The 12233-nt window shown below is 40.9% G+C and carries 11 protein-coding genes; 8 read left to right on the top strand and 3 right to left on the bottom strand.

Annotated elements, in window-relative coordinates; all coding sequences use genetic code 11:
- Positions 1 to 21 precede the first annotated feature (21 nt).
- The 3 genes from gpmI to WKF69_RS06870 are packed head-to-tail and all read left to right on the top strand — an operon-like array spanning position 22 to position 2621.
- A complete protein-coding gene (gene gpmI / locus WKF69_RS06860) occupies positions 22 to 1545 on the top strand; it encodes a 2,3-bisphosphoglycerate-independent phosphoglycerate mutase (protein WP_340380655.1) in 1524 nt (507 codons plus the stop codon).
- Complete coding sequence (locus tag WKF69_RS06865) at positions 1545 to 2066, top strand: hypothetical protein (RefSeq protein ID WP_340380657.1); 522 nt, start codon at positions 1545 to 1547, stop codon at positions 2064 to 2066. The genes gpmI and WKF69_RS06865 overlap by 1 nt, the downstream gene beginning before the upstream one ends.
- 45 nt (positions 2067 to 2111) lie before the next feature.
- Positions 2112 to 2621, top strand: a complete 510-nt coding sequence (locus WKF69_RS06870; RefSeq protein ID WP_340380659.1) for a CAP domain-containing protein — start codon at positions 2112 to 2114, stop codon at positions 2619 to 2621.
- Positions 2622 to 3131: 510 nt separating this feature from the next.
- Here the strand turns inward: WKF69_RS06870 and WKF69_RS06875 are convergent.
- Positions 3132 to 3746, bottom strand: coding sequence for a tetratricopeptide repeat protein (locus WKF69_RS06875; protein WP_340380664.1), 615 nt, complete (start codon positions 3744 to 3746; stop codon positions 3132 to 3134).
- A 295-nt stretch (positions 3747 to 4041) separates the two neighbouring features.
- On the opposite strand from WKF69_RS06875, the gene lon reads away from it, so the two are divergent.
- The 3 genes from lon (at position 4042) to WKF69_RS06890 (ending at position 8509) form a co-directional block, all read left to right on the top strand.
- Positions 4042 to 6516, top strand: coding sequence for an endopeptidase La (gene lon, locus WKF69_RS06880; RefSeq protein ID WP_340380666.1), 2475 nt, complete (start codon positions 4042 to 4044; stop codon positions 6514 to 6516).
- 67 nt (positions 6517 to 6583) lie between these two features.
- Positions 6584 to 7465: a hypothetical protein gene (locus WKF69_RS06885; RefSeq protein WP_340380668.1), complete on the top strand. Its 882-nt coding sequence runs from the start codon at positions 6584 to 6586 to the stop codon at positions 7463 to 7465.
- A gap of 84 nt (positions 7466 to 7549) precedes the next feature.
- Entirely contained in the window at positions 7550 to 8509 is a 960-nt protein-coding gene (locus tag WKF69_RS06890) for a lipid A deacylase LpxR family protein (RefSeq protein WP_340380670.1), read from the top strand.
- A 4-nt stretch (positions 8510 to 8513) separates the two neighbouring features.
- Here WKF69_RS06890 and arfB read toward each other — a convergent pair whose 3' ends face one another.
- Positions 8514 to 8924 carry an alternative ribosome rescue aminoacyl-tRNA hydrolase ArfB gene (arfB, locus tag WKF69_RS06895; RefSeq protein ID WP_340380672.1) on the bottom strand — a complete coding sequence of 137 codons (411 nt, stop codon included), beginning with the start codon at positions 8922 to 8924 and terminating at the stop codon, positions 8514 to 8516.
- A gap of 194 nt (positions 8925 to 9118) precedes the next feature.
- On the opposite strand from arfB, the gene cmk reads away from it, so the two are divergent.
- Positions 9119 to 9799 carry a (d)CMP kinase gene (gene cmk, locus WKF69_RS06900; RefSeq protein WP_340380674.1) on the top strand — a complete coding sequence of 227 codons (681 nt, stop codon included), beginning with the start codon at positions 9119 to 9121 and terminating at the stop codon, positions 9797 to 9799.
- Here cmk and WKF69_RS06905 read toward each other — a convergent pair whose 3' ends face one another.
- Positions 9800 to 10024, bottom strand: coding sequence for a hypothetical protein (locus WKF69_RS06905; protein WP_340380675.1), 225 nt, complete (start codon positions 10022 to 10024; stop codon positions 9800 to 9802).
- 165 nt (positions 10025 to 10189) lie between these two features.
- Here WKF69_RS06905 and rpsA point away from each other — a divergent pair, with 165 nt between their 5' ends.
- On the top strand, positions 10190 to 12202 hold the full coding sequence (gene rpsA, locus WKF69_RS06910) for a 30S ribosomal protein S1 (RefSeq protein WP_340380677.1): 2013 nt from the start codon (positions 10190 to 10192) through the stop codon (positions 12200 to 12202).
- Positions 12203 to 12233 lie beyond the last annotated feature (31 nt).

A 12233-nucleotide genomic window follows, 5' to 3' on the forward strand; every position in this document is an offset into this window, starting at 1 on the left:
AGAGCGCATGTATATTTGCATGTGGAAAATAAAAAAGCGATACTTCTTATATTAGATGGCTGGGGTTATGGTAAACATGATCGTTCCGATGCCGTTAGCGTAGCAGAAACACCATTTTTCGATAGTTTACTACAAACTTATCCTAATTCAAAACTGGAAGCATCAGGAGAAGCAGTAGGCCTCCCTGCCGGCCAAATGGGTAATTCTGAAGTTGGTCATATGAACCTTGGTGCAGGCCGTGTAGTTTACCAGGATCTTGGAAGAATTAACAAAGCAGTAAGAGAAAACGAATTGGTTAGTCATCCGGTGTTAAAGTCTGCTTTTGCGTATGCCCGCGAATCACACAAAAGTGTCCACTTCATCGGTTTGTTGTCAAATGGTGGTGTCCACTCCCATATCAACCACCTCAAGGGACTTTGTGATGCTGCAAAGCAAAATAATGTCAAGAACGTTTTTATTCATCCTTTTTTGGATGGCCGCGATACCGATCCGAATTCAGGCCTCCCCTTCATTTTGGAGTTGGAAGCTCATCTTCAAAAATCCGGAGGTGTTATAGCTTCAGCCATTGGAAGATATTATGCAATGGACAGGGATAATCGCTGGGAGCGCGTAAAACTCGCCTATGACCTTCTTGTCCACGGTGAAGGAAACCTTAGCCACGACATTTCAGAAAGCATTCAAAGATCATATGATGAGGGTATTACCGACGAGTTCATCGAGCCCATTGTCAAAATCGATAATGACGGACTTCCCGTAGGAAAAATAGAGCCCGGAGATGTGGTGATCTGCTTTAACTTCCGGACTGACAGAGGTCGCGAAATTACTGCTGCCCTGACTCAAAAAGCTTTCCCAGAATACAATATGGAGCCTTTGGCTCTGCATTACGTGACAATGACAAGCTACGATGATACGTTTAACAATGTAAATGTAGTCTTCACGAAAGATGACCTAAGCAATACCCTTGGCGAGGTGCTGGAAAGCAATTCCAAAAATCAGGTCCGGATTGCTGAAACAGAGAAATATCCTCATGTAACCTTCTTCTTTTCGGGGGGACGGGAAATTGAGTTTCGCCAGGAGAAACGCCTTCTAATCCAATCTCCTAAAGTAGCTACTTACGATCTTAAACCAGAGATGAGCGCGGCGGAGATCACGGCAACGATATGCTCGGAACTCCAAACCGGCTGGCCTGATTTTGTCTGCCTTAATTTTGCAAACCCTGATATGGTAGGACACACTGGTGTCTTTAGTGCTGTTATAAAAGCTGTTCAGACTGTGGATAGCTGTCTTAAAACTGTGGTTGAGTGCGGAGTTGATAACGGCTATTCCTTTATCATTCTTGCGGATCACGGAAATGCTGATTTCATGGTCAACGAAGACGGATCACCAAACACGGCACATACCACCAATCTGGTTCCTTGCATATTGATTGACAGGGATTTCCACAGTATCAAAGACGGAAAGCTTGGTGATATCGCTCCAACTATTCTTACATTAATGAATGTACCGATCCCGGCGATTATGACGGGTGAGATCCTTGTTTCCTAATGACTGGCTGGCGGTTGATCTTCCTGTTTCTTGTACTTGCCTCCTGCACTGGAACCGAAAAAGTAACGGAAAGAAGATACGTGGATCTGAAAGGCTTCTTTACTGAAGAAATCAGCCGCCTTGGGAAATCAAAGGCAAAAGTTAACAAGACCGTAAGCAGAAACGGATCTTCCGAAAGTAAAGATAATATTTCTCCGGACTGGAATATCGAGCTCAGCCTATTTTCTGAGTCAGATATTAATAAACCAGCATGGAGCAACAGCTACGTGGTGAGTGAAAACAATGACAGCACTTCATACATCGCTACCGATAATAAACTTCGGACACGTTCGATACTGATCAGAAAAAACAGAGACGGTGGGATTGCCCAATTATCGATTGTAAACAGCACAAAAAATCATCTTTATAGTTCGTCTGAAGAATTACTTTACATCCCCGATTCCTTGTACCAAATTATAAAAAAACAAGACGTGCTCGTGCTTGGGAATAACAGTTATAAAATTTCCGGATTTTTTAATTAGCCGTCCAATAAAGTTCTTACACATACGTTATTGCTTCATAAGTATATGAGGCGTTTAACTTTAGCTATTACTTTGCTGGCCTTGTTGTCCTGCATGGGTATGAGATCCGATCCTGGGAAATCGGCATCTTTAAATCGTTTCCAAAACGATTTCCTTACGAGGATAAATAACGTCCGCACAGCCGGATGCAAATGTGGCAAGACATACATGCCGCCGGTTGAACCTTTGAGCTGGAATAGCCTGCTCGAGCGCTCAGCCTATGGCCATGCACTGGACATGTCCACACGCCGATATTTCAATCACACAAGTCTCTCCGGCAAAACAATAAAAAACAGGCTTGAAGAAGCTGGTTATAACCTTACGGGAATGCGGACCTACGCATTCGGTGAAAATATTGCAGCCGGGCAAAAATCTATTGATCAGGTGATGACCAGCTGGCTTAAAAGCGAAGGCCATTGCAAGAACATAATGAGTCCGCATTTTAAAGAAATCGGAGTCGCCGAGACTAATCTACACTGGGTACAGGATTTTGGTATGAGGGTAGCGAGGAATTGAAATATGTTATATGATGTATGATGTATGATCTGACGTACCCATGGTTTCATACCTCGTGCTTCATACCTTCTGCCTCATATAACATCCGTCAATTCTGACTCTTTCACCCGGCTACGGATAAAGATGTAATAGATTGCTAAGACCATTAACCCTATTAAGAAAAAGACAATAGAATAGGGCCTTAAAGTATCATCAAAGAAGAATTCGCCTGTCATCCAAATTGCATTGGCTATTATCCATGAGCAAACGGCCATATTGTGATAGAATTCAGAAGGAACTGTTCTGAACCTATACGTAATATAAAATGCGAGAAAGAGTGTTGGAACGATCATAATGATCCCCAGCGTTTTCATATCCATTACCCAGCAAGTATCCTTCAGGAGCCAGCAGGTTATATGCAGATTTTCAAATTTGCGTAAAGATTTTAACAATAGCCTTTATATCTGAAAAATATGTTATAAGAAAACCCCGTTAAAACGGGGTTTATTATATATGTAATTCATTAAAATATCAATTCAAATTTTGCATATAACTTTTCGCATCTGCCAGCTGTGTGGTAATATCCTTACGTCCGGGAGTAAGGCTCAATACCTTTTCAAAATCACTAATGCACGATTTGAAAGCATTAACAGCCTTGTTCTTGTCATGGAAATTAGGGATTTTCTGGCCCTTCAAAACACCATAGTCCCGATATGCAACCGCCCTGTTCTGATAAAGCTTAACATCCTCTGAACTTAGCTCAATAGCCTTGCTAAAGTCTTTTATAGACAACAGGAGCAACCTTTCACGATCGGGATTTGAAATACCCTTGGTATCATTTGCCAGATTATTCCGTGCCTTGCCACGATAATAATATGCACTGTTCTCGCCTGGTTTTAGAGAAACAACGCGATTGAATGTAGTTACAGCTTTATTGTAATTACCCGCGTGGTAATAAGAATACCCAAGCATGTATAAGGTGTTAACATCGTTGCTGTCCGCTGCAAGAGCTTTTTCAAGACTGGAAACTGCAGATTTGAAATCTCCGTTGATAAGCGCTCTTTCACCCATCTTATAATTTGGATTCTGGGCAAATACGATGGTTGTAAATAGAACTAAGAATAAAAGAAGTGTATATGATCTCATGGGAGCTAATAAAAAAATTTGTCTTGTTCAATTAACGGTGTGCAGAATGATTTATTTTAAATGTACTACTTTTAGTAAATACAAGGAAAAAAAACGTTCACAGAATAGATTATGCGTTTTTAACATCGCGGATCTAATCCTCGCCGCTTCAGAACTTTTGTCTGAATATTAATTTAAATCTGACTAATTTCATACTGCGGATGAATTGGCACATCCCTTGCACTTTTATCTATTACTGCGTTTTTAGCCGCGATCACATCACTTTACTGTCATTATGACGTTTTCCAAGATATAGATGAGTAATTACGACAATTTTGATTTTAACCGAACACTACCTTTAATAAATGAAGATACTGAGTTCTTTCCTTTAATGTCCCAGGAGGATGAGGAGGAAATGAACAATGAAGATACACCGGACATATTGTCCATCCTGCCATTACGAAATACAGTTTTATTTCCCGGAGTCGTAATTCCTATTACCGTAGGGAGAGACAAATCAATTAAGCTTATAAAAGATGCCTACCGTGGCGACCGTATTATCGGTGTTGTTTCGCAGCGGGACGTTGCCATCGAGGATCCCACTTTCGATCAATTGAATGAGGTTGGAACCGTGGCACTCATTATCAAGATGCTGCAAATGCCTGATGGGAATACAACCGTAATTATTCAGGGTAAGCAGCGTTTCCGCTTAAATGAAGAAGTTCAGAGCGATCCCTATATCAAGGCATCAATACAGAAATTTGAGGAACTGAGGCCAAAGCCTGACAAAGAGTTCAAGGCATTGATGGCTTCCATCAAAGAGATGGCTATGCAGATCATTCAGCTATCCCCTAATATTCCGAGTGAGGCAGGCATCGCTATTAATAATATCGAAAGCGCTTCATTCCTGATCAATTTTATCTCATCCAATATGAATGCTGATGTTGCTGCGAAGCAACATATGCTTGAGGTGGCGAATCTTCGTGAGAGGGCCAAAATGGTTCTGGGACATTTAACGGTTGAGCTGCAGATGCAGGAGCTGAAGAACCAGATTCAGTCGAAAGTTAGAGTGGACCTTGACAAACAACAGCGGGACTATTTTCTTAATCAGCAGCTCAAAACTATACAAGAAGAATTGGGTGGTAATTCACCAGACCTTGAGGTTGAAAATCTAAGAGCAAGAGCATCAAAGAAAAAATGGTCTAAGGAAACCGCCGAACATTTCCGCAAGGAGATTGAAAAATTAGCACGGATGAATCCGGCGGCTGCCGATTATTCTATCCAGATCAATTACTTAGAAGTTCTTCTTGATCTTCCATGGAACGAATTCACAAAAGACAATTTTGATCTGAAAAGAGCAGAGAAAGTGCTCGAAAAAGACCATTATGGACTTGAAAAAGTCAAACAGAGAATTATAGAATACCTGGCCGTGCTTAAATTAAAGCACAACATGAAGGCCCCTATTCTTTGCCTTGTCGGCCCTCCGGGGGTTGGTAAAACATCTCTTGGAAAGTCTATCGCGAAAGCAGTGGGCAGAAAATATGTACGTATGGCCCTTGGCGGGATACGTGATGAAGCTGAAATAAGGGGGCACCGTAAAACATACATTGGCGCTATGCCAGGCCGTATTATTCAGTCTATCAAGAAAGCAGGGACTTCCAATCCTGTGTTCGTTTTAGATGAGATCGATAAAGTAGGTAATGATTTCCGTGGCGATCCATCATCGGCCTTACTTGAAGTATTAGATCCTGAACAAAATAATGCCTTTTACGATCACTATGTTGAGGTTGATTATGACCTTTCCAATGTGATGTTCATAGCAACAGCCAATTCCCTGAGCAGCATTCAGCCGGCGCTATTGGACAGAATGGAGATCATTGAGGTTAATGGCTATACAATAGAAGAAAAGATCGAGATCGCTAAGCAGCATCTTCTTCCTAAACAAAGGGAACAACATGGCTTAAAAACCAGTAATATAACTCTGAAAGCGCAGGTTATTGAAAAAGTAATCGAAGATTATACTCGTGAATCAGGGGTCCGTGGATTGGAGAAAAAAGTGGGTTCTTTAGTAAGGGGTATTGCTACAAAGATCGCAATGGAAGTCGAGTATAGTCCTGCTTTAAGCAAAGCTGACGTAGAAAAAATACTTGGCCCACCTATATTCGATAAAGATCTGTACGAAAACAACAATGTTGCTGGAGTGGTTACAGGCCTTGCCTGGACTCAGGTCGGCGGTGACATACTTTTTATTGAAGCCAGCTTAAGCCCCGGGAAGGGTAAATTGTCCCTTACAGGAAATCTAGGCGATGTGATGAAAGAATCAGCAACAATTGCTATGGCTTACTTGCGGGCTCACTCTTCAAAATTCGGGATAGATCACCGACTTTTTGATCAATGGGATGTGCATGTCCACGTACCTGCTGGCGCCACACCTAAGGACGGCCCATCGGCTGGAATCACGATGCTTACAGCGCTGACATCGGCGTTTACGCAACGCCGTGTTAAATCTCACCTAGCAATGACTGGCGAGATTACCTTACGTGGGAAAGTTTTACCAGTTGGCGGAATTAAAGAGAAGATCCTGGCTGCAAAGAGAGCTAACATAAAGGATATTATCCTTTGTAAATCAAATCAAAAAGATATCCTTGAAATTAAAGAGGCGTATATTAAAGACCTTAATTTTCATTACGTGTCAGAAATGAGAGAGGTGATAGACTTTGCGCTGATCAAAGATAAAGTCAAGGATGCAATAGATCTAACGGTCAAGGAAACAGCTCCTATTTTAAACTAGATCATTTCGTATTTTTTTTTACCTCTTTTATCACTACCTTTCTTGAATATCTACATAAAATAAGATTATGAAAAATTTATATCTATTATTATTATTACTGGGCTTAACTGCCGCTGTACAGGCTCAGGATAAGATCTATAAAAAAGGCGGAGAAATCGTTGAAGCAAAGATCACCGAAGTAGGGGCTGACGAAATTAAGTACCGCGTATTTGGCGATCAATCAGGACCAATGTACGCTCTGGATAAAGACCGGATCATTAAGGTTGTTTACGAAAACGGAAGGGTCGAAACCTATCAGAGTAATCTGAAGGATCCTAAATTATACGAAGATCAGGCTAAAAGCGCAATTAAGATTAATTTTTTAGCCCCTCTGCTGGGATATACTCAGCTTAACTATGAACATAGTCTTAGACCCGGCCGGGCATATGAACTATCTTTAGGCCTGATTGGTATAGGAAAACGGCAAGAACTTGGATCTTCCTTTAATTCAACTACAAATACTTCAACTACTACTTATCGTAAGGCCAGCGGGGTTTTTTTAGCCGGTGGGTATAAATTATCAAAGCTTCCCGACTTTGTAAATAAAGGTGCGAAATACAGTCACGTTCTACAGGGCACCTACGTCAAGCCGGAATTATCTTTTGGTGTTTACGATCAGAACAGAAGGGAGGGCTTTGGAACTAAGCCGGTGTTGCGTAGAGAGACTGTAACCTTTGGGGGATTACTGATTAATCTTGGAAAACAATGGGTATTAGGCGACCTTCTTTTGGTTGATCTATATGCTGGTGTCGGTTATGCGGTAGATAATCGTGACCGCGAAAGAGGAAATTCCGAATTTTATTACGACAATTTCGTCGGTAACCATTTCGCTTTAACCTCAGGTGCGGACAGCGGGTTTGGTGTAAATGGTGGGTTTAAGATCGGGATACTCATAAACAAGAAAAAATAGGTTATCACAGATCACTGGAATAGTTTTGAAGGTCCACCCAATTTAATGTTTAAACTTTGTTAGGTTCGGCCTTTCTTTAAATCCATGCGCATATTCGTTTTTTGCCTGCTATTTGCAGTATTTATTTCAAGTATCTGCTATGCACAGCAGACCGGTTTCAAAAACGAATTTGGCTTTAGAAGCGATAATGATGCATATCTGGCATATGGGCAAGATCGATATTATACTAATGGACTATTTATTTATTTCAGAAGGGCTACCGACCAAAGCAAGCTTTCTAAACAGCTGAACAAGGTTATCTGGGAGGCAGAAGCCGGCCAGAAAATGTACAACCCTCAATCCGGGAATATTACCGATATCACCTATGTTGACCGTCCTTTCGCGGCTTACCTTTACGCCGGGGGAAGTCTTAATTTACTGTTCAATTCTGAAAACTCACTGAAAATTGCCATACAGGCAGGTACTATTGGGCCTGACGCAAAGGGCAAAGAAACACAGGAACTGCTGCACAGCATTGTCGGCTTTTACGAGATCAACGGATGGGAATGGCAGGTTAATAATGAAGTGGCTTTTAACAGCACTATAAGTTATAAAAATCTTCTATTGAGAACCGGATCCAGCAAACTGGATCTGAGCCTTGACTCATATTTAAATTTAGGGAATACTTATGCAGGTGCGGGCGCGGGATTCATGTTCCGTACAGGCGATCTGAACCAGCTCTTTCATTCCGCCAGTACCGAAAGCGTAGTTTCGAATAATAGCAAATCAGCTGACCTGACTAAAAAGGAGCTTTTCTTTTATGCTAAACCTATGCTGCATTATGTGGCATATGATGCTACGATACAAGGAGGTTTGTTCAGCTCAGATAAAGGACCGGTAGTTTTTGATGCCAAGCCTCTTGTGTTCAGTCAGCTGGCAGGTGTAATGTATTCCAAGAAGCGCTGGATGGCAGATTTCTCCCTGATCTTCAAATCCAGAGAAATTAAGAGTATAGCCAGACCACATCAATATGGTTCGGCCGCACTTTATTATAGATTTAATTAGATCGTCAATCCCAGAGATTACTTCTCCTGTTAATCTTTTTTAAAGCCGTAGCTTGTTTCAGCTTTAGCCGCTTTTCGATCAAACTTTTACCCGGTTTGGTAGGCTTGCGAGCTTTAACTTTGTGAAGAGCACCTTTTAAAAGCATAAGTAGTTTCTCCACGCTTCTTTCTTTGTTTTTAAGCTGACTCCTATACTCCTCGGTTATTATCTGCAGAATACCCTCAGCGTTTATCCTGTTGGAAAGCTTATTTAAGATCGTTTCTTTCTGAACCTCTGTAAAGAGCGATGACGTATTTATATTAATATTCAATTCCACCTTACTCGAAACCTTATTGACGTTCTGCCCTCCTTTTCCTCCGCTGCGGGATGTTTTGAATGTTATTTCCCGCAGCAGTGATCCTTTTGAAAATTCCATGTGCAAAAGTAATAAGCCAGGAGCAAAGAACAAGAAGCAAAGAGTAAAACGCAATCCATAAAAAAAGGAGCTTAAGCATCATCGATAAACGGTAATAATAATGTATTCATTCCTTGTTACTCGTTCCTTATCACTTACTCCAATTAATAATTAAATTAGAAGCAAATCAGAATGAAAGTTTAAATTTGTATCCGATGAACAAAAATATTGTAATCGCCATTGACGGTTATTCTTCCTGCGGAAAAAGCACTATAGCTAAGGCCCTGGCAAAAAGACTCCATTTTATTTATATTGACAGCGGTGCAATGTACCGGGCCGTGACCTTATATTTTCTCAGGAATAGCATAGATCTAAGCAATCACGATGCTGTCGTGACGGCGCTCAATAATGTCCATTTAAATTTCCATTCCAGGGATTACAAAAGTCATATAACTTTAAATGACGAAGATGTTTCCGAGGAAATTCGTCAGATGCCCGTGTCAGAATTAGTAAGTGATGTCAGTACAATTAAAGAGGTCCGCGTGGAAATGGTAAGACAGCAGCAGCGAATGGGCAAATCAAAGAATATTATTATGGACGGGCGGGATATTGGAACAGTTGTTTTCCCTGAAGCAGACATGAAACTATTCATGACCGCGGATCCAAAAGTCCGCGCTGAAAGAAGGTTTAAAGAACTGATGATTAAAGGCGAAGATGTAACGATGGAAGAAGTATTTGACAATCTTGCTCACCGGGATTATCTGGATACTACCCGGGAAGAAAGCCCGCTGGTAAGAGCGGATGACGCGATCATACTTGACAACACGACAATAGATCAGGCACAGCAGCTTGATTTTGCATTAGTCAGAATACTTCCCCTTTTAACTGCCGTCTGATCAATCTGCATCCTCATCGCTCCGATGCTTTTCCTGGTCGTCAGATGGCTCGTGCATCTGCTCGTCGAAAGGCTTTTCGTGAACTACAAACTCGTTATCCTTATCCTCACCTGTATCCTTCTTCCTAACTTCAATCAGCTTGTCCGCATCTTTACTTGGAGATGCGTCTTCCTTTTCTGATATATTTTTCAATCTGTTATCGGACCTGTGATATTCTTTGCTCATGGTAATTCTTTATTATAACAACGTTACTGATTGGGGAATGTTTGTATTAAAGTATTGAATGATCTTATACTCAATAAAATAAAGAGCGAAAATGTTTTTTAATAAAAATGAATTTTTCTACCTTTGCAGTCCGATTTAAATTGGAAAAAGGAGATATATTAATTAATGGCCAAAAAACTAGAAGCCGAAAAGGAGTTAACAGCTAAACAAGCAGAACTTCAGGGCGAAGAAACCACTACGGTTAAAGAAAAAGAAACTATTGAATCAGAAGCTGATTCAGTATCGATCGAAGAGATCAAATCAAAAACTATGATCACCCCTACAGGCGATTTCGACTGGGATGCGGATGACAAAGGTTTTGGTAACTACAGCGCTGCAGACCGTCAAAAGTTTGAAGAGATGTATGCAGGAACATTTAATTCGATCGAAAAAGGCGAGATCATCTCGGGCATTGTCGTATCGATTAACAACAAAGATGTGGTATTGAACATCGGATTTAAATCTGATGGTCTTGTATCATTATCTGAATTCCGTGATACACCTGACCTTAAGGTTGGTGATTCAGTTGACGTATTTGTAGAATCGCAGGAAGATGCTAACGGTCAGTTAGTTTTATCACGCAAGCGTGCAAAAACACAGCGTTCATGGGAAACTATCAATGAAGCTTTGGATCAGGACAAAATCATCACTGGTTTTGTTAAGAGCCGTACCAAAGGTGGGCTTATCGTGGATATTATGGGTGTTGAGGCTTTCCTTCCAGGATCGCAGATCGATATCAAACCTATTCGTGATTACGATATCTATGTTGGTAAAACAATGGAATTCAAGGTTGTTAAGATCAATCATGAGTTCAAAAACGTTGTTGTATCCCACAAGGTGCTGATTGAAGACGATTTAGAAAATCAAAAAATTGAGATCGTTGCTAAGCTCGAAAAAGGTCAGGTACTTGAAGGTACTGTGAAAAACATCACTGATTTCGGTGTGTTTATCGACCTTGGCGGCGTAGACGGTCTGTTACATATAACTGATATTTCATGGGGCCGCATAGAGCATCCGCGTGAAGTATTAAGCCTTGATCAAAAAATTAATATTGTTGTTCTTGATTTTGATGACGAGAAGAAACGTATCGCATTAGGATTAAAACAATTAACTCCACATCCTTGGGAAGCTTTAGATACTAACTTAGAAATAGGGTCTAAAGTTAAAGGAAGAATTGTTACTGTTGCTGATTACGGCGCATTCCTGGAAATCACTCCTGGTGTTGAAGGCCTGATCCACGTATCAGAAATGTCATGGTCTCAAAATCTTCGCAATCCTCAGGAATTCCTGAAAGTTAGCGATGAGGTTGAAGCACAAGTATTGACCCTGGATCGTACTGAGCGCAAAATGAGCTTAGGTATCAAACAACTTACTCCTGATCCGTGGAAAAATATCGGCGATCGCTATCCTATCGGAAGCAAGCACAAAGCTGTAGTTAAAAACATGACTAACTTCGGAGTGTTTGTTGAGATCGAAGAAGGAATTGATGGATTGATCCACATTTCTGATCTTTCATGGTCTAAGAAAGTTAATCACCCTAACGAATTCACTAAAGTTGGTGAAGAATTAGAGGTGGTTGTTTTAGAACTTGATGAAGCTAACCGCAAATTAAGCTTAGGACACAAACAACTGGAAGAAAACCCTTGGGAAACTTTCGAAACAGTATTCACACTGGATTCAATCCATGAAGGAACTGTGTTGAAGGTAACTGACAAAGGTGCTATCGTGGCATTGCCTTATGGCGTTGAAGGATTCGCTCCGACAAAACATATGGTGAAAGAAGACGGTTCTTCTGTAAAAGCTGAAGAAACAGCTGAATTCAGAATTATTGAATTCAACAAAGATTCTAAACGTATCGTAGTTTCTCACGCCCGCATCTGGGAAGAGGCAAAAGCTGAAGAACGTAAAGAAGAATTCAATGCTAAGAAGAAAGAAGCTAAAGCAACAACCAGCGCCGTTAAAAAGGTGAAGGAATCTGTTGAAAAATCAACTTTAGGCGATCTTGGTGTATTGGCGCAACTGAAAGAGAAAATGGAAGGTGCAGAAAGCAAAGCCAAAAAAGCAAAGAAAACTGAAAACGATGCTGCTGAAGTAGCAAAACCAGAGGCTTCTGCAGAAGCTGATGAGTCAGCAGAATAAGCATAAATTTTTTATTGTACTTTAAAGCCTC

Origin of the sequence: Daejeonella sp., assembly GCF_037719425.1 — a bacterium.
In the GTDB taxonomy this organism is placed as follows: domain Bacteria; phylum Bacteroidota; class Bacteroidia; order Sphingobacteriales; family Sphingobacteriaceae; genus Daejeonella.

Bases quoted from the DNA above. Each gene is read 5' to 3' on its own strand.
- rpsA (WP_340380677.1), top strand. From the start codon at position 10,190: ATGGCCAAAAAACTAGAAGCCGAAAAGGAGTTAACAGCTAAACAAGCA.
- WKF69_RS06890 (WP_340380670.1), top strand. From the start codon at position 7,550: ATGCGCATATTCGTTTTTTGCCTGCTATTTGCAGTATTTATTTCAAGT.
- WKF69_RS06875 (WP_340380664.1), bottom strand. From the start codon at position 3,746: ATGAGATCATATACACTTCTTTTATTCTTAGTTCTATTTACAACCATC.
- lon (WP_340380666.1), top strand. From the start codon at position 4,042: ATGAGTAATTACGACAATTTTGATTTTAACCGAACACTACCTTTAATA.
- WKF69_RS06870 (WP_340380659.1), top strand. From the start codon at position 2,112: ATGAGGCGTTTAACTTTAGCTATTACTTTGCTGGCCTTGTTGTCCTGC.
- WKF69_RS06885 (WP_340380668.1), top strand. From the start codon at position 6,584: ATGAAAAATTTATATCTATTATTATTATTACTGGGCTTAACTGCCGCT.
- WKF69_RS06905 (WP_340380675.1), bottom strand. From the start codon at position 10,024: ATGAGCAAAGAATATCACAGGTCCGATAACAGATTGAAAAATATATCA.
- cmk (WP_340380674.1), top strand. From the start codon at position 9,119: ATGAACAAAAATATTGTAATCGCCATTGACGGTTATTCTTCCTGCGGA.
- arfB (WP_340380672.1), bottom strand. From the start codon at position 8,924: ATGGAATTTTCAAAAGGATCACTGCTGCGGGAAATAACATTCAAAACA.
- WKF69_RS06865 (WP_340380657.1), top strand. From the start codon at position 1,545: ATGACTGGCTGGCGGTTGATCTTCCTGTTTCTTGTACTTGCCTCCTGC.